Below are 20,975 nucleotides of genomic sequence, written 5' to 3' on the forward strand. Positions count from 1 at the left end.
AAGATTCTTGCTAAAGATGTTTTTTAATAAAATCAGAAAATAAAAGACCAGATTGCTTATCAGTAATCCGGTCTTTTATTTTTATTTGATCCAACGATCAAGGCTGATAACCTCTGCTTGGGACGGAAAAACTTTGGTGGTTAATACCTGATGAATTTCAGGATCCCTATCCTCACAACAATCTTCAATTACCGTTAACTGATAATCTTTATCTGCTGCTTCCCGGAGTGTAGAAAGAACCACTCCTGAAGTACTTATACCTGTAAGCACAAGATGCTGAATTCCCTGCCCTCTTAATACGACCTCCAAATCACTTCCTGTAAAGGCACTGAAGCGACGTTTTGTTACGATGACCTCATCATTATCAGGCTTTACATCCTGATGGATTTCCTGCCATTGAGCCACAAACTCCGGTGTCCACATATCCTTTCCAAATCTGGAAAAGGCTTTGTTAGACTCACTGATCTCAGGAGCCCCCGGTCGAAAGGAAACCACGACGTAAATAACAGGAATTCCGTTTGATCTCGCATGGGAAATTGCTTTTGAAACCTTATCAAGTAATGGCTTAGGGTCTTCAAGATTCTGTAAAATGGAATTTTGTAAATCCATAACTAATAAAGCTGTTTTGTTTGATTCTTGCATTTTTTTAAATATTAAATTGTTTTATTAGTGAATTCTTCCGTCTGTAAGGAAGATAATTGATCCTTTTTAGGAACAGCAAATAGTCTGTAAAAACATATAGCAATGAGAATAGCCAAAATCCCCTGAATCAATAGCGTATTACTGCTTCCAATATGTTCAGATGCATATCCTGTAAGTAAGCTGCCTAAAGGTAGCATTCCAAAAATAGCAGTGAGTAAAATACTGATTGCCCTTCCTTTCATATGAGGCGCAGCTTCGGATTGAACGATAATGTTACAGCTGGTCAATTGCATGACACTTCCGAATCCTGTTAGAACAACAAATAACATCGCCCAGTAAAAATCGGTAGTTTGAGAAAAAAAGATGAGACCAAGTCCTAGCACAACAGTACTGAGAACGAGATAAAACCGGAGCTTATCATTTCTTTTTAAGGAAGCCAGTAATATGGTTCCTGAGACGGCTCCCAATCCTATAAATCCAGAGATATAGCCGAAAGTGGAAGCACTCCCTTGAAAAGTTATTTTGGCAACTTCCGGAATTAAGGTATCATAAGGCAAAACCAATAATCCCATCAAAGAAAGCATAAGGATGACCAAACCGATTCTTGACTCATTTTTAAGGTAAACAATACCTTCTTTAAATTCTGACATTACTTTTTTGTTGGTTGTTTTCTTCTCATAAGCAGGAAGCTTCATCATGGAAAAGCAAACGATTACTACAATAAAACTTATAGCATTCATCACAAAACAGAAACCAACATTCCAGTGTTCCAATACAAAACCAGCCACTGCTGGTCCCAATACTTTACTTACGCTTGCTGTCGCAGAACTGAGAGATAGTGCACTTGGAACATCACTGTCCTCCCTAACTACCTGACTGATCATGGTCTGTCTTGCCGGAACATCAAAGGCATTGATAATCCCCAATACAACACTTAAAGCCAGGATTTGCCAAACAATGATATGATTGGTCAGAAATAAAAATGCCAATAATGAAGTCTGCAGCACCGCAGCAATTTGCGTCCATCGTATGATCGTACTTCGGTTGAAACGGTCTGCTGCCACCCCACCGGCAAATGAAAAAAGGAACGAAGGAAACTGTTCGGCAAACACCGTAACACCCAGCATAAAAGAAGAGTGGGTAAGTGAATAGATCAACCATACTATTGCCGTCCGCTGCATCCATGTTCCAAACTGTGATATAGAACGGCCTGCAAAATAATATTTAAAATTTTCACTTTTAAAAGCTCTGAATGTGCTTACGCTACTAATACTCATGGTACATTTTAATTCAATTAAGTTTAATACTTTAATCTAACTATTTGACAAAAAACATCAAAACGTCAAATTTTATTTAAAAAAATTTATCCTTTAATTTTCTCGACAATCATTCTGGCTAACATTTCAGCCCCTTCTTCCCATTGATCTTTATAATTTTCGCTTATCGATTCGCGACGGATACCACGAATACTGCTTAATAATACAAATATCAATGTATCCATAGTTTTCGAATCCGGCTCTGTAATATCACCTGCTTCTACTGATTCACTGATTACTTTTTTCAGTAATACCGTTTCAGAACGCATCATTCTCTGATGTATATCCCATATAATACTTGAATACTTGGAACGTTCTTCCTTATCCATATTTGCTTCAATAGTTGAAATAAAATTCCTCGTTTTGTTGAAACCTTTTACCTTAGCAAAGCAGAATGCCTGAATACGCGATTCTAATGTTTTCTCTTTATAGATAATCTTTTCAAGTTCACTTTTCACCTCATCCACAAGGGAAATCATTACCGCTTCGAAAAGCTCATCCCTATTTTTAAAATAATAATAAAGAGCACTTCTCGTCTTTCCCACCGCTTTCGCCACATCATCCATTGTCACTTTCTTAATACCATGACGTTGATACAGCTCCTGTGCGGTCTGCAAAATCTGACTTTTTAATAGTTCTTCCTGGGAAAGGGGTTGGCTCATTTACTTTAATATATTGGAATCTGCTTCTGAAATATTTGACAAATTTACAAATTTTGTCAAAACGAAAATAATTTATTTGATATTTTTTTAAAATTTCAGAACTCATTCTTATTTATGGCTTAAAGCGTTTATCCTTAAAAAGATATAATTGAGTATATTCGTCTTGAGAATTAAAATCTGATCCAAATAAAAGACTAAGACCATGGGAATATTTGACTTCATGAAAAAGAAGGCAGGAAAAAAACTTCCGTCGGCAGAACAATATCTGAATCATCTTGACCGTATTTTTCAGCAAGAACCTGAATTGTATATGGAGAAAAGCCTCATAGAAGGTATTCCGGGTGTCACTACTATTGTGTATCGGGACATTCCTAAAAAAGGATATACAACAGCTTTCACTTATGGATTGTCATTGGTTCAGCATCCTGCCTGGAAAGTAGGCAGAGCAGAACTTTGCATTTCTGTCAGTTCACCTCGCTTAGATTGGGCGCAAGCTATGGGATATATTGCGAATAAACTTCGTGGAGACTGTCCTTTTTCTTATGGCCAACTTATCAATTTCGAAGAAAAGATAAGTGACGATTCTGAAATGGACGCATTTTTTATCTTTGCACCAAGTACAATTGATAAAGAAGACTATCTGCACATCGACATCGGAGCAGGTTATAAGGTAAGTATCGCAAGTCTTTATCCAATGTACTCAGATGAGATCGAAGTTTATGAAAATATTGGTCTTGAAAAATTCTGGCATCATCCTAATTTTGATAATTATAAAGTGGACAGGAAGAAAATTAAAGGTGAATAAAAAGTAGGTATGAAAATACATCATTTTGGATTTTGGATTTTTAAAGAAGGTCTCTTTGATCTTCTTGACTTTTTTCATAGAAAAATTAACTTACCCCTTACTGTTGATAATGAATTGGTCAAATATGAACTCCATTACACCGATGACGAACAAAACCTTTGGTTTACACTTTTAATACATGATGTAATAACAATCAAAGTAGCAAAAGATTCGAATGATAGGGATATTATATTTTTTAATATTGAGTATACAGATCTTGTAATCAGAGAGATTAAGGATTTGGAAGAATTTATAAATTCAAAGTAAATGGATCTCAATGATTTCTTATCTTTGCAATAAATTATGATTCCTATCCATGATCTTTTCTTCTTTCTCTTAGCCGCGTTTATTTTGGTCATAAGCCCGGGACCTAATATGATTTATCTGATTTCAAGATCCATTACACAAGGAAAAAAAGCGGGATTAACCTCACTTGCAGGTGTTGTCTGCGGTTTTTTATTTCACATTGTCATGGTTTCTTTTGGACTAACTGCAGTGTTGTTTGCTGTACCTTATGCTTATATCGTTTTAAAAATTCTGGGAACAATATATCTTATATATCTCGCTTACCAGGCTATTAAACCAAACGGTAAAAATATCTTTGAAGTAGATAAAAATATGACAGCAGACGGACCTAAAAAATTATTTGCAGTCGGTTTCTTAACGAATGTTCTTAATCCAAAAGTAGCTGTTTTCTATCTGTCCTTTTTTCCTCAGTTTATAAAACCTCAGTACGGTTCTATCTTTACACAAAGCTTAGAGCTTGGATTAATACAGATTTTCACAAGTTTTACGGTCAATTTCATTATTGTTTTAACGGCAGCAAAGGCAGCTTCATTTTTTGCTAAAAATCCTATCTGGATCAAAGTGCAAAAATGGTTTATGGCGAGTGTGCTTATCTTTCTTGCTGTGAAAATGGCGCTTTCGAAAGCGAAATAGAAAGAAGGCTCTTAGAATTCTTAATAGTTATGGGAACCCGTAATTTTTTTTTATGATTTCAAGATATTTTTGAGCATTGAAAAATAAGAATTATGTCATCAATTAAGTGCCCAAAATGTCAAAGTAACATAAATGACACCATAACCCAATGTACCAATTGTGGTTATTTCATTAAAAGTCATTTAATAAATACAAATGTTCAAAATCCGGATCAAATAAAGAAACAAAGTAATGGATGTGGTATTGTTGTGTTACTCTTCTTTGGATTTTTGTTTTTATTTTTTTTAATAAAACAGTGTTCGAAGGCAGAAAATAACATAGATTATTCCAGCAAAATTGACACTAAACTATCAAAAGAGGATAGTATTAAAAATCAAGCAAGAATTGATAGTATAGGTAGAAAAGAAAAAGCCGAAGAAGAAAAGTTCTTGAAAACAAAGGCCGGAAAAATTTATAAAAAACATCCGGAATGGTCAAAAGAAGATTGTAAGAACATTTCTGAACGTAAGATCTGGATTGGAATGCATTATGAAATGCTTGTTTACATGAGGGGAAGGCCTGATAATGTAAATACTTCAAATTATGGAGATGGACAAAACTATCAAGCTTGTTGGCATGACTATGATCCTTCTTGTTTTTACTTTGATGAAAGCCAAATCATTACTTCTTACAACTAAAGCTCAGACGTTATACGAACAGAGCATATTGATCAAAAGCTATTAATAAATAGATGTTCACAGTACCTCAGTCCAATATAAAAGAAAAATGCTGAAGTTTATTCAGCATTTTTTATATCATTAATGGAACTTAATTTTAATGTGCTTCCAGCCAGTTGTTCCCTACTCCAACTTCAACCAATAAAGGAACCTGTGTTTCAATGGCACTTTCCATTTCTGTTTTGATTAGTTTTGAAGCAACTTCAATCTCGTCAATTGGAGATTCAAATACCAATTCGTCATGTACCTGAAGTAACATTCTGGTCTTAAGTTTTTGTTGGTCCAGTTGCTGATCAATTTTGATCATTGCCATCTTTACTACATCAGCTGCACTTCCTTGTACTGGAGCATTAACAGCATTTCTTTCTGCGTGGCCTCGTACAACGAAATTGTTAGAGTTGATATCTTTTAGGTGGCGTTTTCTGCCTAAAATAGTTTCCACATAACCTATCTCACGTGCGTTTTTCACCTGCTCGGCCATATATTCTTTCAACTTTGGATAGGTCTCAAAATAGGCCTCGATCATCTGCTTAGCTTCTGATCTTGATAAGCCAGTTTGTTCAGCCAATGCAAAAGCACCCTGACCATAGATGATTCCAAAGTTTACCGTTTTAGCCTGACTTCTTTGTGTTTTTGAAACTTCCTCTAAAGGAATTTTAAACAATTTTGCCGCTGTAGAAGCGTGAATATCTTCACCATCCTGGAATGCTTTGATCATATTATCTTCCCCGGAAATTTCAGCGATTAAACGAAGTTCAATCTGTGAATAATCGGCAGAGATAATTTTCTTTCCTTCTCCTGAAACAAATGCTCCACGAATCTGTTGTCCTCTCAGGGTTCTGATCGGAATATTCTGCAAATTTGGATTCACACTTGCCAAACGACCTGTTGCCGCAGTTGTCTGAGAGAAGTTGGTATGTACACGCTCATCCTTATCAATCTGAGATGGCAACGCATCTACATACGTTGATTTCAGTTTCTGATAAGTTCTGTATTCAAGGATATATTTTATAATTTCATGCTTTGAAGACAACTTTTGTAAAACATCTTCAGAAGTTGCATACTGTCCGGTTTTAGTTTTCTTAGCTTTTGGATCGAGCTGCATTTTTTCAAATAAAATTTCACCCAATTGTTTTGGCGAGTTCATATTGAATTCTTCACCAGAAAATTCAAAAATCTTAGACTCTAATTCTCTTAGATCATTTTCTAAATCAATACTTTCCTGAGCCAGCCACTTTTCATCGAGAGAAATTCCTTCAAGTTCCATTTTAGCTAAAACTTCCATCAAAGGCATTTCTATTTTAAAGAACAGATCTTCCAGATTCTCTTTCTTCAATTGGGGAGCAAAAAGTTCATACAACTGGAAAGTAACATCTGCATCTTCTGCAGCATAATCCGTTTGTGTCCTTAAATCGGCATCCCTGAAAGTTCCTTGATTTTTTCCTTTCTTTCCGATAATGGTTTCAATAGAAACTGGCTTATAATTTAAGTACACCTCTGAAAGATAATCCATTCCATGTCTCCCATCCGGACTCAGAAGATAATGGGCAATCATCGTATCGAACATTGCTCCTTTTACAGTGATGTCATATTGTTTTAAAATTTTATAATCGAATTTCAGATTATGGGCTACTTTCAGTAAATCTTCTTTCTCAAAAAACGGTCTGAAAATCTCCAATGTCTGTAGCACCTCACCTTTATCTTCTGACAAAGGAATATAATAGGCCAATCCTTTTTTATAGGAGAAACTCATTCCTACCAATTCAGCTTCCAACTCGTTTAAAGAAGTTGTTTCTGTATCGAAACAAACCACTCTTTGTTTCAATAAATTATTAACAAGAATTTTTTGAGCTTTTGGATTATCGACGAATTGATATAAGTGCTCATTATGTTCTATAGTTGCTTTTGTAGAAGTTGCCTGATCGAGCTCTTCATAAGTAGCAAACAGATCAAGCTGGGTAACCTGACCTTTAACAATAGTTCCTTTTGATGTTTCAGATACCTCAACCTCTGCGACTACTACAGTTTCTGTAGGAGCAAAAGCACGATACAGATTTTCATACAATCTTCTGAATTCTATTTCATCAAAAACTTGTTTTACTTTTTCAAAATCCGGAGTTTCAAGATCGTATTGTTCCTGATGGAATTCGATTGGAGCATCACAAATAATGGTCGCTAATTTTTTAGATAAAATTCCTCTTTCTGCCGAAGCTTCTATTTTCTCTTTTAATTTTCCTTTTAACTGATGAGTATTAGCCAGAAGGTTTTCAATGCTTCCATATTCTTTAAGGAATTTCATAGCTGTTTTTTCTCCTACCCCTTCCAATCCCGGAATATTATCCACAGCATCACCCATCATCGCAAGAAAATCAATGACTTGTTTTGGATCTTCAATTTCATATTTGGCTTTCACTTCCTCTACACCCAAAATTTCAATATCTCCACCTTTTAAACCCGGTTTATAGATTTTAATTTTATCTGTAACCAGTTGGGCAAAGTCTTTATCAGGGGTTACCATGAAAGTAGTATATCCTTCTTTTTCCGCTTTACAAGCAATAGTCCCGATCACATCATCAGCTTCGTAACCTTCTACTCCTAAATTAGGAATATGCATCGCTTCTAAAATCTTATGGATATATGGAACAGCAATTTTAATAGCTTCTGGAGTTTCACTTCGATTGGCTTTATAGTCGGCATAATCATCAGTTCTTACACTTGCTTTTCCAACATCAAACACAACGGCTAAATGGGATGGTTTTTCTCTTCTGATCAATTCGATCAAAGAATTGGTAAAACCAAAAATAGCAGAAGTATCTACTCCCGTACTCGTTAGCCTTGGATTTCTAATTAATGCGTAATATCCTCTGAAAATCATCGCATAAGCATCGATGAGAAATAACCTTTTATCTTGAGTTGCGTCCATATTTTCTATAATGAACAAATATAAGAAAATAGGAATATTTATGTTCTACAATTTGAGTTTTAAAAAATAAAAAAAAGACCTTAAATGAGATCTTTTTATTTAATTCTTCTTCCTTATGGATTGTAATTCAGATATGGATTATTGATTTTAAATTCATAATTAAATAGTTCCTCATTGGAAAGTTTTAAAAGGCCTTTAATATACTCAGGCAAAGATTCACCAAATTTGTTATTATAGGAACTCGTTTCCTGAATAGCACCGTTGCTCATTTCTACCGATTTAAGATAATCATTATTATAAACTATACTGACTACTGCTATGTTCCCATTTTCATCATATTCTTTTGAAATACCAAACATCACGTTTCCTCTGTTTTCATTGGTTTGTTCTATATCCCCGTTTGAATTATAAAGATGCTCAATTCCATTTTTATAGCCATTCTTATATTCAGCCTCAGATTCTATATCATCATTAAATCTCACATAAATCTCACCAGTAAAAGGTTTTTTGAATTCTTCATCTAAAAAATAGATAGCATATCCGTTAATATCATTTTTAGTGTATAAACGGTCATCAATATCTTCAAATCTGAATTCTACATTATTATTAATCATAAATTTATTAATTATGTCCATGGGTGTTTATTCCATCAGTTAAGAATCCACAATGTGGGCATCTTACTTTAGGCGGTGGCGTTCCGCCATTATTTTTAATCGCATTATTTTGTAAATCTCTATTATGAAGATCCATCTCTCTGATTGAATTTTCATCCACTGGAAGCCCTGCTTCTCGTCTAGCTTTTAACGCCTGATCATAAGCTCTGATTTCTGAATGTGCGGCCAATCTGTTGTCGGCGGTTTCAGGAAGTTCTATCTCACCATTTTTAATTTTAGCCTCATATTCTGCGACTTTCTGTTTAATAAGTGGATCAGCACCTCCTAATTCTGGAGGATCACTTAGCCATTTTTCATAGGCAGCTTTACCTGTAACATTATTTTTAAAGTTTTGTCCATAAAAAGTTTTTCCAGTCACCGGATCATATACTCCGGATAAACAAGGCCCCCTTTCTTTCGCACTTTGAGTTTCTACAATTTCTTTAGCCTTAGCTTCAGTATCTGCTATTAATTTGTCACTTGGTTTTTGAGGGGTGCTTTCATAAGCATCTCCTTTTTTGTTTTCTCCAGAATTATTATGTCCTTCATCTCCTTGACCCTTATTTCCATTTGCACCCTCATCTTCTGGAGTCTTATTTCCTTCTTCTTTTGGCTGTCCTTCCTCTTCAGGGCTTTGATTTCCATCTTCATCTTTTGGTTGGCCTTCATCTTTATTGGTATTGTTACCATCTTTATCAGAAGGTGTATTTCCATCTTTATCACCCCCTGTATTAGGCTCTTCAATGGGAGCAGGTCCTTTTGCCCGTATATTAAGCAAATATAAGAAAAGAAGATAATCTGATGGATGTGCCTGTCCTGAAAATATACGCTTTCCCATACCTATTTCCGGTACGCCTCCGTTAACTAAAGCGGCTCCGGCATCTCCGGCATCCTGTACATTTCCATATGCGTGTTCATTGGCTAAAGAATTAAGTCCAAAAAGAGCTCTGCTTCCACCCCAGATCCCGGTGAAACTTCCGGCAACATTCGATAAAACACTTGAAAACGTTGGTGCTGCTATTGCTAATGATCCTCCAGCCAGACCTGATACCAGAAAACCTCCGGCACCGACTGCAGCGCCACCCAGTGCACAGCCTGCTAATTGAGTAACATAGTTAAAACCTCCTAAAGCCAAAGCATGACCCCAGCTTTTTATCTCCGGAGCAAATTTTACAACCCCTCCAATAGAACAGGTCATTGTTCTGTTTCCTGTAATACCCTGAGTTCCTGTAAGAAGAAGGTTATCTTTACCTCCATCCCAGGTTCTGGCAGTAGCATTTTTTTGTCCACATTTCAATGCACCATCAACTGCGGCAATAACACCTCCAGCGACTCCTGCTGCGGCACCAATAGCCATCATTCCGATAAGACCAATGGCAGCAACTCCGCCTGTACCTACAATTAATGCTACAACAACCACAACGGCAACAGCCGTTAAAAGAGCTGCCCAAAGCATATTCTTTGTACATCCGAAATCTATCCAGCTGCTTGTAGCAGTATCTGCTACAGTAATGTAGACTTCGCCTGAACTTTTTTTATTACTTTTTCTGGTTCCTTGTAATTGAGCGGGCATGGCTCCACTGGAACACATCCAGAAATCTTTTTCTGTGATAATTTTGTTTCCCATTTCTGATCACCTTCCCCAATTAATGTTGTCTAAATTATATACAATTTTATCCTATCACTTATCTGAATGCAGATAAATTTTATATTCAATTCTTCCAAATTTGCTGTGTTATTAGAAGATCAGACAATTCCTTACGTTCCCCAAGAACACTCTTTTATTAAGAAATTTTATTTTACTGTCTTCTATCTTATAAACGAGTCCAAAAGAATATCCGGAATCTTCATCTACATTATATACTTGAGAAACGATGGCATCGAAACTGCCATCATTAAGTTTAATATTATTTTTATAGATCAAAACGACTGTTTCTTCACCGATGTCCTCTATTTCTTCTTCTGCCATTTCTATAGCTTCATCCAAAGAATCAGCTACCATTTTTTTGATACTTTTTTCACCAAAGTAAATAAACGGGGAGAAATTAATACCATTTTGAATATTTTCAATGGCTACTTCTTCTGCTTTTTCCACTTCAGACTGTAACTCTTGTTCTAAATCTTCGAATTCCATGTGCCTTTATTTTATGATTTTTATTTTAATAGGTGGTGGGCTCTTTAGCGCTTCTTCCAGAGCTTTTGATGGCCCTTTATCTTTAAATACCCATTCGACATCCCATCCATTCTCTGCAAGTTTTTTATCAAAGTCCACTTCTGCTTTAATATCTTTATCGTAAGGAACTTTTTTACTGGAGTAATCTTTTACTTCAACAGCCTTTTTGTTTGCGGCATCTCCAATATCTAAATTTCGGGTTTCCTGTCCTTTTTTCACCTGAACCGGATTTCCATTTTCATCGATCTTCATTGGAACCTCCCTTTCTCCCCATCCTATTTCTTTTTGATATTCATCTGCAGATTTGTTCCCTTTTTTTGCATTCTTCATATTTGCCTCATAACGGTTGCTCCATTCTTCATAAGATTTTTTATTTTTAACCTTAGGATTATTTTGATAAGCTTCCCATCTTGCTGCTTTATGTTCTGGTGAACCCGGTTCTGGTTTTGAAGGTTTTGGTTTTTTAGGTGGAATACTTTTTCCATCAGATTCAGCAAAAGCATCTCCTTTACCATCTTTCTTAGGCTGAGCCGGTTCATTCTCATTTTTATTTGCTGTAACCCCTTCATCTTCGGGCGTTTTTTTATTTTCTTCTTTTGATTGTCCTTCTTCTTTATTGGTATTTCCATCTTTATCAGAAGGTGTATTTCCATCCTTATCACCTCCTGCATTGGATTCTTTTATAGGAGTAGGTCCTTTTGCCCGTATGTTTAACAAATATAAGAAAAGAAGATAATCTGATGGATGCGCCTGTCCTGAAAATATACGCTGACCCATACCTATTTCCGGTACGCCTCCGTTAACTAAAGCGGCTCCGGCATCTCCGGCATCCTGTACATTTCCATATGCGTGTTCATTGGCTAAAGAATTAAGTCCAAAAAGAGCTCTGCTTCCACCCCAGATCCCGGTGAAACTTCCGGCAACATTCGATAAAACACTTGAGAACGTTGGTGCTGCTATTGCTAATGACCCTCCGGCCAGACCTGATACCAGAAAACCTCCGGCACCGACTGCAGCGCCACCCAGTGCACAGCCTGCTAATTGAGTAACATAGTTAAAACCTCCTAAAGCCAAAGCATGGCCCCAGCTTTTTATCTCCGGAGCAAATTTTACAACCCCTCCAATAGAACAGGTCATTGTTCTATCGCCGGTAATACCTGGAGTGCCTGTAAGAAGAAGGTTATCTTTACTTGCATCCCAGGTTCTGGCAGTAGCATTTTTTTGTCCGCATTTCAATGCACCATCAACTGCGGCAATAACACCTCCAGCGACTCCTGCTGCGGCACCAATAGCCATCATTCCGATAAGACCAATGGCAGCAACTCCACCTGTACCTACAATTAATGCTACAACAACCACAACGGCAACAGCCGTTAAAAGAGCTGCCCAAAGCATATTCTTTGTACATCCGAAATCTATCCAGCTGCTTGTAGCAGTATCTGCCACGGTAATGTAGACTTCACCTGAGCTCTTTTTATTACTTTTCCTGGTTCCTTGTAATTGAGCAGGCATGGCTCCACTTGAGCACATCCAAAAATCTTTTTCTGTAATAATTTTATGTCCCATATCACAGTTTTTTTAGAATTTGTTTTCTCCTATGGGCTTTTATTCTATTTCTATCATTAATCAATTGATGCTCGATACCATAACCGATTTTTCTGATAAATTTTTCTTGTTCCTTTTCATATTCTTTCTCAATGAATATGAAAAAACTTCTAATACAGTTTTTCTTATCGGATTTTAAAATAAATCCGAAACTATAGTTTCTTATAGAAATACCTTTAATATAAGATCTTACATCAGGAATTCGCTGTATTGTGTTCATTCGACATTTTATATTTAAAAATTTCGTCGCTATAAAATGTATATTTCAATTTTGTATAAAGATTTTCAGGATCAGCAATTTCTTCTCTGGTCAAAGAAGCTTCTATAATCCGCCCTGTATATTGATCTACTCTGTATATTCCTTTTTCCTGCAATGCTGTTTCCAGTTTTGAGACATCGATCTGATTGGAAAATTGAATGTAGGCTCTGTTATAAAATCCTATATTCAATAAAACAGAAGGTTCTCCAGAAATTTCTACAATCATTTCATCTGAAGACAGCAAAGGATTACTTATATTTTTCAGATCGAAACTCCAATGCACGTTAGCAGAATTAAAGAAGTTTAATGCATTTCCTTTATAATTTCCTGGAATCTTCCTCCCATAAATTTTATTGAAATACATAAGGAAAAATTCATTATTCTGAATGCCTTCTATTAATTTCGTCTCATCTTCAAAAATATTATCGTTCAGAACAATAGCATTTTTAATGTCGGGATTAATTTCTGCAATCTTCTCCATTTCAGCTCTTGTTTGCTTCCATTTGGATCGAATAATATTCATATTGAGTACCTCCGTTACCTTACCTTCAGTGTTTACTTTTAAATATAATTCATTATACAATCTTGAAAAAGCATTTGTTAAAGCCGCTACTTCTTTAATTAATGGATTATTTGCTTCCAGTAAAATATGATCCAGCAATATTATTTTTATTTCGATATGATCTTCGTTTATTTTTAAAACTGTAAAATCCCACCTTAACTGTGAACGGGAAGTCATATGTACGTTTACAGCTTTAATATCTGAATCTATTATTAAAGTATATTGTTCAGAAAATGTATTCTTTATTTTAAGAGAATCACTCATATTTATATTTAATTAATAAAGGCATCTCCACCATCTATTTTTGTCTGACCGCCTCCAATATGATTGGCAGGAGAAGACACATCAATTCCTTTTGAAGCTGAAAGACCTATTCCTTCACCACCAATTCCAATTATTTTTCCACTGAGAATAATGGTTCCATCAGATTTTAATGTAATTGAACTCGCTCCTGTTTTAATGGTAACATTCGTATCGCATTCCAGAGAAATGTTTCCGGCTTTATCCATAGAAAACATAGAATTTGAACCGCCGCCGTCTTTACTTCCAACGTTGATGGTATTTTTACTGCCTGTATTTACTGTATTATTATTTCCTACTTTAACTGTTTTATCATTATTGGCATTTGTTGTTGCATTTCCAGCTCCATCAAACTTCATATTAGCTCCTCCTTGGTCCGTTAAAAAGACAGAACCTGCACCATCATCCAATTCCAGTTTATTCCCACTTCTACTACTTAAGCTTTTGATATTATTTCCGGCTCCGCCACCACCTCCAACACCACCATGGAACATTCCGCCCATTACAAAAGGACGGTCGGGATGCTGATGAACGAAGTTAACGATTACCTGATCTCCTACTTCCGGAATAGCCATAAATCCCCGGTTTTTACTTACTTTATCACTGCCCCCAGCATCCGGAGTCATCACTCTGATAAATTCTGTAGTCGTAGATCCGTTTTGCCAGTCGAATTGTACCTGTACCCGGCCTTGGTTCAGGGGATCTGTATTTGAAATTACTTTTGCAAATTGAGCTTCCGCTTTCGGAGCCACAAATTCCGGACGCGGAATAAATCCCGTATCCGAAGCAATAGCATCAAAAGTACCGGTATAATATCCTCTGGCATCAACTTCATGATTCACCTCCGTGATCATTAATTTCGTAAAATAAGAGGTCTGATTACTATCTGTTTTACGCATTTCTATATCTGCAATACATCCAGGATATAGAAACGGAACTGTGGTATTCCCAGAGGTGATGAAAACATCGGAAGCTTTACTTCCCGCAGTTCCTTTTTGGGAAGCATCAATATCCATAAACGAAGAAGCTTTAATAGGTGCTACTCGAAGTGATGGTGTCGTAAAAGTTTTCTCGGAAATTTCATATGCTCTTTTAGCAATATCTGAACTGTGATTTATTTTTGAATTGCCTGTTGTTAATTTTTCGTTTTTACTGCTGTTATAGCCATAAAAAGTAGGATTAACGTGTTGGGCTTTCATTCTGATCTTTACGTCGTTTACACTACTTCCGTAAGTGAGTTTAATAGGTTTTTCCTGTGGTGGAAGCTTTCCGAAATGCAACACTTCTCCATCATAATAGAATTGCTCTCCATATGCCTCAGCCATTCTTGCAAGGTAATTATAGTGGGTTTCTTCATATTGGGAGCTATAAGAGACATTTCCGTGTTGTGAATCGACTCTGAAATCAAATTTATTTTGTCCCAGACCTTCCCTGATTACCTGATCGGCAATACTATTCAAACTTATTTCCTGAGCTCCTCCAAAACTTTGAATATGTGGAGCTGCATCTAAAAGAACAGTAGGACTGGATCCTGTAAGCACAATATTTCCGAGACTTCCTTTCTCCTGACTAAAACCGACTTCAGTGATAACTCCAACAAAACTTCTCTCAGGACCGTCCTCAACATCTTTGTATTTGAATACTACTGTGATTCGTTTTCCTAAGAAATTCTGTGCTTCTTCCAGATTATGGTTTTCAGCATTACCTAGAGTATCGTGAGCAAGCATCAGGTCAAATTCATGATGCTTTATTGCACTTTGTCGTAATTTAAAATGTTTGAAATGCTTAACGATTTTTCCCTCGATTATAATCTCAAGTTTTACAACCCGATTAATACCCATTAACTGATTTTCAGGGATCGCATTAGCATTATGAATTTTAGAGGTAGGTTGTTTCGACCATACTTTATCTTCTACAATTGAAGGAGTATTAGGTTGTAAAACCTGGTTCATAAAAAGGTTGGAACCATTCTGAACCATACCTGAATAAGCTTGTGCCTGAGCCAGCTTTTGAGTTACTTTTTGAGTCTTACCGCTTGTTTTTTCTTGTATTTTTTCACTAGCTTTTTGTATCGCTTGTGTTTTGGTTGTATCTCCTAATTGTTCAATTGGGCTCTTTATATTTTTTGGAGCTGGCATTTTTGACGATTTATCATCCTTAAACATAGCCTTAGTATTTAGGTTTATATAACTGGTGTTACGAATTCAAATATCTGATTATTATTCAGATAATTTTCTCAATTCTATCTAAAGCAAAATCATAAACATCTAATTAACAGATATATATGATAAATTATTAGATTAACGTATCTCAAAACGAAAAAACAGAATAGTCAACTCTAGACGAGTAAACTATTCTGTACCAATTTTATTTTTACTAAGATGATTCGGATTATTTACCGCTTCCACCTGGCCATACTCCTTCGTATATACCATTACCGTAGTCGATTTTCTCTGCACTTACGATAAAGCTGATCAACATACTGTTTTCGTCAACAGCATCGAAGTCTACTTCGTGTTGGATTACATATCCATTCTCCCACTTCAAAGTAATCAGAGTTCCTTCTTCGTGAGATTTATTGAATGTAACTTCTCCAGTTGTTGGCTTATACTTACCATTTAATAAACTTTCTAAGATATCAGATTTCTCTGTAGCTTCGATCGTTAATTTTATAAGTGCGTTTGATGGATCTGATGCTACACGTCCTGAAACGTCTGTAGATCTGGAAACACTGTAGTTAAGTTTTAAAAGTTTTTGACCTTCGCCTCCGTTGAATTTTAAAATTCCTCTTGAATTTGCTGCCATGATTTGTAAATTTTAATCGTTAATATTTTGTGATGTGGTGTTCAATTATGTAGCAAATATATACTCCTAATTTTAAAGCTGAAAGTTTTTAAAGGGTAATCTGAATTTTTGTAGTAATTCTACGATTTGATGTAGTAATTCTACTACTTTAGAAATAAATAAACTCATAAACGACTGTAAAACAATGTATTAAATATATAAAACACACATCACACAATTATTTTTTTTAACACTAAACAGAGAAATATTAACAAAAGTTTAAGACAATTTCACATTCATTATGATTAAGTAAAAAATTCTGTTTTAATTTTTAAGAATAAAAAAACAAAAAAGCTATGAAAATTCACAGCCCGATATCCCAATAATCAAATCTTAAAAATCGTTGATTTTTCCACTATTATTTTTCGTACGAATCATGAAATTCTCTTTCGGTTTTGAAGATCCTTACGCTATCTACTGGAAAAGACTCTCCATTAAGATATACTTGAAATCCACTATTGTCAGGGACTATCTTAAATTCTAAATTTCCTTTGTTTCCAGATTTTTTAAATGCTTCATTCGCTTTTTCCCAGTTAAAAAATGCCCTCCCAATATATTGTTGATCTTTTCCGGTTTCCCATGTGAAATTTAATTCTTTTGGAATGGCTCTTTCTTTTATCGGAATATTATCAACCATGGGACGCAATATCACTTCTTCCTCTGCATTAAAATAGCTCAGATTCATTTCGAACAATCTTAAATTTTTATTTTCAGAGGTAATGACTGGCTTCCAAGAATACTTTATTCGATAATCATCCCATTCTTTTGAGCTAATCTCTAAAAACCTTTTCTTTTTCATTTCTTCACGCGTCACAGATAATTTGGAGAAAAATTTCTTTTCGAGTTCTTTATCATCTTTTACTTTTTCGGCCTGAAATCTACCCAATTCTATTTGAACAGCCCTAAATCTTAACCACACTACCACCATCCCTTTTGGTGCAAAGCCAAAAACTAAAGTTGAAAAACTATTGTAAGGATTCTCTGCACCGCTAAATTTTTCATCTCTTCCCAAGTTTTTATACTCCTGAAGTGGGTTAGAATAAAGAGAAGCTTCTCTTTGAGAGTAAGCACGCTGCATATAATCTTTTATTTTTTCAATAGGAAAATCAGCTTTTAAATGGTAAAATGTATCTTCATATCTCGAGAAATAAGTTATATCTGCACCAATAGGCGTTCCGTGCTGTTCAGTCCAACCTTTTCCAGATGTCCCCCATTCCCCAGATGTACTTCCATAAGGTAAACTGGCAGGAACTCCTTCTAAAGTTATTATTTTATCTTCAACCGGACTTACATCCATATCATTTTTAGGGTGACTTATTTCCACCTGAAATTCTGGCAACTTCTTTTCTTTCATTTTCTGGCAACTGAGTAAATGAAAGAAAAGCATTAGATATAATATAAAAAACTTCAATTAAAACTACTTATAGGATTCATGAAACTCTCTTTCGGTTTTGAAGATCCTTACGCTATCCACTGGAAAAGGTTCTCCATTTAGGAATACTTTAAAAATACTGTTGTCAGGGGCTATCTTAAATTCTAAGTTTCCTTTGTTTCCAGATTTTTTAAATGCTTCATTCGCTTTTTCCCAGTTAAAAAATGCCCTCCCGATATATTGTTGATCTTTTCCGGTTTCCCAGGTGAAATTTAATTCTTTAGGAACAGCACGTTCTTTAACGGGAATATTATTAATCCATGGACGAAGCATCACTTCTGTTTCACCATTGTAATATCTTAAGTTCATTTCAAAATTTTTCAAACCCTTATTTTCAGAGGCAATGACGGGTTTCCATGGATATTTATTTCTGTAATCTTCCCATTCTTTTGGGCTAACCTCTAAAAACCTTTTCTTTTTCATTTCTTCTCTGCTAACAGATAAATCGGCAAAGAATTTCTTTTCTAATTCTCTATCATCTTTAATAATTTCCGATTGATATTTACCCAGTTCAATCTGGATAATTCCAAAGCGCAACCAGACAACAACCATCCCTTTCGGGGCGAAACCAAAAACTAAGGTTGAAAAGCTGCTATATGGATTTTCTGCACTTCCATAATGCTGAAATCTGCCAAGATCTTTGTATTCTTCAAGAGGTTTTTTATATAAAGAAGATTCTCCCTCTGCATAGGCACGCTTCATATAATCTTTGATTTTATCTTCAGGAAAATCCACTTTCAAATGATAAAAAGTGTCTTCGTATCTTGAAAAATAGATAATATCAGCTCCTATTGGGGTTCCATGTTGTTCTGTCCAGCCTTTTCCAGACGATCCCCAGGAACCAGAAGAACTTCCGTATGGCAAAGTTGCAAAATCTCCTTCTATTGTTGGAATTTTATCTTTGACTGGTGTTATAATCAAATCATTATTTGGGCTGCTTATTTCAACATGGAACTCAGGAAGTCTTTCTTCTTTCATTTTCTGGCAACTGAGTAAATGAAAGAAAAGCATTAGATATAATATAAAAAACTTCAATTAAAACTATTTATAGGATTCATGAAATTCTCTTTCGGTTTTGAAGATCCTTACACTATCCACTGGAAAGGGTTCTCCATTTAGGAACACTTGAAAAATACTGTTGTCAGGGGCTATTTTAAATTCTAAATTTCCTTTGTTTCCAGATTTTTTAAATGCTTCATTCGCTTTTTCCCAGTTAAAAAATGCCCTCCCAATATATTGTTGGTCTTTTCCGGTTTCCCAGGTGAAATTTAATTCTTTAGGAACAGCACGTTCTTTAACGGGAATATTATTAATCCATGGACGAAGCATCACTTCTGTTTCACCATTGTAATAATCAAGGTTCATATCAAATAACCGAAGTCCTTTGTTATCTGAGGTAATTAAAGGCTTCCAAGAATATCGGGTTCTATAATGATCCCATGTTAAAGGTAATGCTTCAGGATTAAGATCTCTTTTTTTAACTTCATCTCTGGTCATACTCCAATTAGCAAATAGTTTCTTTTCCAGCTCTTTATCATTTTTTATCACTTCCGCCTGAAATCTACCCAATTCTATTTGTACCGCTCGAAAACGAAGCCAAACTACAACCATTCCTTTTGGTGCAAATCCAAAAACTAAAGTTGAAAAACTGTTGTAGGGGTTTTCTGCACTTCCGAAACTTTCATTTCTCCCTAAATTTTTATACTCCTCAAGTTCTTTTGTATACAAAGAAGCCTCACTTTGAGCATAGGCTCTTTCCATATAATCTTTTACTTTATCTTCGGGAAAATCTACTTTCAGACGGTAAAAAGTATCTTCATATCCTGCATAGTAAGTAATATCTGCCCCTATAGGAGTTCCGTGTTGCTCTGTCCAGCCTTTTCCAGATGTGCCCCATTCTCCCGATGTGCCGCCATATGGTAAATTTGCGGGAATTCCCTCAAGAGTAGTAATCTTATCATCAACAAACTCTATACGGTATTGATTAGCCGGCGCACATATTTCTACATGAAATTCAGGTATTTCTTTTTCTTTCATCTTTTGGCAACTTATGTTTTGGATAAGGAGTGTAAAAAAAAATAATATTTTAATCAATCTATTCATGTCAGATTACTTTATATTCAATGGAGCAGGCTCTAAAGGCAATGGAGGATTCGATTGATTACTTTCAGTTTTATTTTTTTTCTCCATTAGTACTTTAGAACCTATCAGGCACTTCGCAGCAATGGAATCTTGACGATCATAAATGTATTTTTGGCTTGTAACTTTATTCTGATCTATTTTGGCATACTCATAAATAATAGCATTCTTTTGATCATATACAACACTGGACTTTCTTTCGTATTGATTTTTACTTTTATTAAAGGAATACTGATTCAAATTTACTTTGCCTAAAATCACTTGGTAATCCTGGTCCAAATATATTGTATTTTGGCTAAAAACAGAATGTATCTTATCAAACTTCGCCAATATGTTTTCAGGTTTCTCCTCCTCAATATCTGTCGTATTTCCTAATTTTAGCGGAGATTTTTGCACCCAATTATTGCTGATTACCTCTCCATTTTTTATTTTGATAATTCCATTAAAGGAAGATAGATCTTCCTCTTTCTCTAAAAAAAATAGTAAAAGATCATTATATGCTTTATTAACATTAAAAGTGTTTAATATATCTGCATCATTTTTCACTACTAAGTCGTTTACCCCTTTATCAAAAGGAATAAAGTAATTTCCAGAATTACAATCATCTTCCTTATTTTTAGTGATGAGACGTAAATTTGCAGCATCAGTATTTACATTAACATATATCTGGTTTTGATCGATTTGTCGATTTGTAATAATCAATCTGTTTTCACCTGAGCTGTTTCTCCCATATAACCGATATTCTGATTTTGGATGAACAGTTTTAAAGAATATAGAATTATCCTTTATTGATGCTATTCCTACGACTACTGTAGAAGCTCCGATAGCAACAAATCGATTATCTGGAAAAATGTAAAGATAAATTTGTTTACCACCAAAGTAATACTGTCCCTCTATAGCTGGTAATTTTTGTCCATAACTTAAGCTAAAAATGAGTATTAAAAATAAGAAAATATTTTTTTTCAA

The 20,975-nt window shown here is 35.2% G+C and carries 20 protein-coding genes; 4 read left to right on the plus strand and 16 right to left on the minus strand.

Going from position 1 to position 20,975, the window contains the following annotated elements; genetic code table 11:
- Positions 1-81: 81 nt before the first annotated feature.
- From AC3WRL_RS19040 to AC3WRL_RS19050, 3 genes are all read right to left on the minus strand, one after another.
- Positions 82-642, minus strand: coding sequence for a cysteine hydrolase family protein (locus tag AC3WRL_RS19040; protein WP_214829150.1), 561 nt, complete (start codon positions 640-642; stop codon positions 82-84).
- Between the two features lie 11 nt (positions 643-653).
- Entirely contained in the window at positions 654-1,919 is a 1,266-nt protein-coding gene (locus AC3WRL_RS19045) for an MFS transporter (protein WP_492331039.1), read from the minus strand.
- A gap of 86 nt (positions 1,920-2,005) precedes the next feature.
- Positions 2,006-2,620: a TetR/AcrR family transcriptional regulator gene (locus AC3WRL_RS19050; RefSeq protein WP_492331040.1), complete on the minus strand. Its 615-nt coding sequence runs from the start codon at positions 2,618-2,620 to the stop codon at positions 2,006-2,008.
- 202 nt (positions 2,621-2,822) lie between these two features.
- Here AC3WRL_RS19050 and AC3WRL_RS19055 point away from each other — a divergent pair, with 202 nt between their 5' ends.
- The 4 genes from AC3WRL_RS19055 (at position 2,823) to AC3WRL_RS19070 (ending at position 5,080) form a co-directional block, all read left to right on the plus strand.
- Positions 2,823-3,425 (plus strand): suppressor of fused domain protein, encoded by a 603-nt coding sequence (locus AC3WRL_RS19055; RefSeq protein ID WP_492331041.1) that lies wholly within the window; start codon positions 2,823-2,825, stop codon positions 3,423-3,425.
- A gap of 9 nt (positions 3,426-3,434) precedes the next feature.
- Positions 3,435-3,731, plus strand: coding sequence for a hypothetical protein (locus AC3WRL_RS19060; protein ID WP_492331042.1), 297 nt, complete (start codon positions 3,435-3,437; stop codon positions 3,729-3,731).
- Positions 3,732-3,767: 36 nt separating this feature from the next.
- Positions 3,768-4,403 carry a LysE family translocator gene (locus tag AC3WRL_RS19065; RefSeq protein WP_492331043.1) on the plus strand — a complete coding sequence of 212 codons (636 nt, stop codon included), beginning with the start codon at positions 3,768-3,770 and terminating at the stop codon, positions 4,401-4,403.
- Positions 4,404-4,495: 92 nt separating this feature from the next.
- A complete protein-coding gene (locus tag AC3WRL_RS19070; protein ID WP_492331044.1) occupies positions 4,496-5,080 on the plus strand; it encodes a hypothetical protein in 585 nt (194 codons plus the stop codon).
- 136 nt (positions 5,081-5,216) lie between these two features.
- On the opposite strand, the gene polA is transcribed toward AC3WRL_RS19070, so the two are convergent.
- The 13 genes from polA to AC3WRL_RS19135 form a co-directional block, all read right to left on the minus strand.
- Positions 5,217-8,042 (minus strand): DNA polymerase I, encoded by a 2,826-nt coding sequence (gene polA / locus AC3WRL_RS19075; RefSeq protein WP_214829136.1) that lies wholly within the window; start codon positions 8,040-8,042, stop codon positions 5,217-5,219.
- Between the two features lie 113 nt (positions 8,043-8,155).
- A complete protein-coding gene (locus AC3WRL_RS19080; protein ID WP_214829134.1) occupies positions 8,156-8,656 on the minus strand; it encodes a hypothetical protein in 501 nt (166 codons plus the stop codon).
- A gap of 7 nt (positions 8,657-8,663) precedes the next feature.
- On the minus strand, positions 8,664-10,322 hold the full coding sequence (locus AC3WRL_RS19085) for a hypothetical protein (RefSeq protein WP_492331045.1): 1,659 nt from the start codon (positions 10,320-10,322) through the stop codon (positions 8,664-8,666).
- Between the two features lie 111 nt (positions 10,323-10,433).
- Entirely contained in the window at positions 10,434-10,829 is a 396-nt protein-coding gene (locus AC3WRL_RS19090; RefSeq protein WP_214829130.1) for a hypothetical protein, read from the minus strand.
- 6 nt (positions 10,830-10,835) lie between these two features.
- Positions 10,836-12,434 (minus strand): hypothetical protein, encoded by a 1,599-nt coding sequence (locus AC3WRL_RS19095; protein WP_492331046.1) that lies wholly within the window; start codon positions 12,432-12,434, stop codon positions 10,836-10,838.
- Position 12,435: 1 nt separating this feature from the next.
- Complete coding sequence (locus AC3WRL_RS19100) at positions 12,436-12,693, minus strand: hypothetical protein (RefSeq protein WP_214829121.1); 258 nt, start codon at positions 12,691-12,693, stop codon at positions 12,436-12,438.
- A complete protein-coding gene (locus tag AC3WRL_RS19105; protein WP_261513000.1) occupies positions 12,668-13,558 on the minus strand; it encodes a hypothetical protein in 891 nt (296 codons plus the stop codon). Before AC3WRL_RS19105 ends, AC3WRL_RS19100 begins: the two co-directional genes overlap by 26 nt.
- 8 nt (positions 13,559-13,566) lie before the next feature.
- Positions 13,567-15,732: a type VI secretion system Vgr family protein gene (locus AC3WRL_RS19110; RefSeq protein ID WP_492331047.1), complete on the minus strand. Its 2,166-nt coding sequence runs from the start codon at positions 15,730-15,732 to the stop codon at positions 13,567-13,569.
- Between the two features lie 253 nt (positions 15,733-15,985).
- On the minus strand, positions 15,986-16,399 hold the full coding sequence (tssD, locus tag AC3WRL_RS19115) for a type VI secretion system tube protein TssD (RefSeq protein WP_214829116.1): 414 nt from the start codon (positions 16,397-16,399) through the stop codon (positions 15,986-15,988).
- A gap of 397 nt (positions 16,400-16,796) precedes the next feature.
- Positions 16,797-17,792, minus strand: coding sequence for a DUF2931 family protein (locus AC3WRL_RS19120; protein ID WP_492331048.1), 996 nt, complete (start codon positions 17,790-17,792; stop codon positions 16,797-16,799).
- A 63-nt stretch (positions 17,793-17,855) separates the two neighbouring features.
- Complete coding sequence (locus tag AC3WRL_RS19125; protein WP_492331049.1) at positions 17,856-18,848, minus strand: DUF2931 family protein; 993 nt, start codon at positions 18,846-18,848, stop codon at positions 17,856-17,858.
- 63 nt (positions 18,849-18,911) lie between these two features.
- A complete protein-coding gene (locus AC3WRL_RS19130; RefSeq protein ID WP_492331050.1) occupies positions 18,912-19,907 on the minus strand; it encodes a DUF2931 family protein in 996 nt (331 codons plus the stop codon).
- 72 nt (positions 19,908-19,979) lie between these two features.
- Positions 19,980-20,975, minus strand: a complete 996-nt coding sequence (locus AC3WRL_RS19135) for a hypothetical protein (RefSeq protein WP_492331051.1) — start codon at positions 20,973-20,975, stop codon at positions 19,980-19,982.

The organism is Chryseobacterium sp. FW101-FHT12H09, from assembly GCF_058790395.1.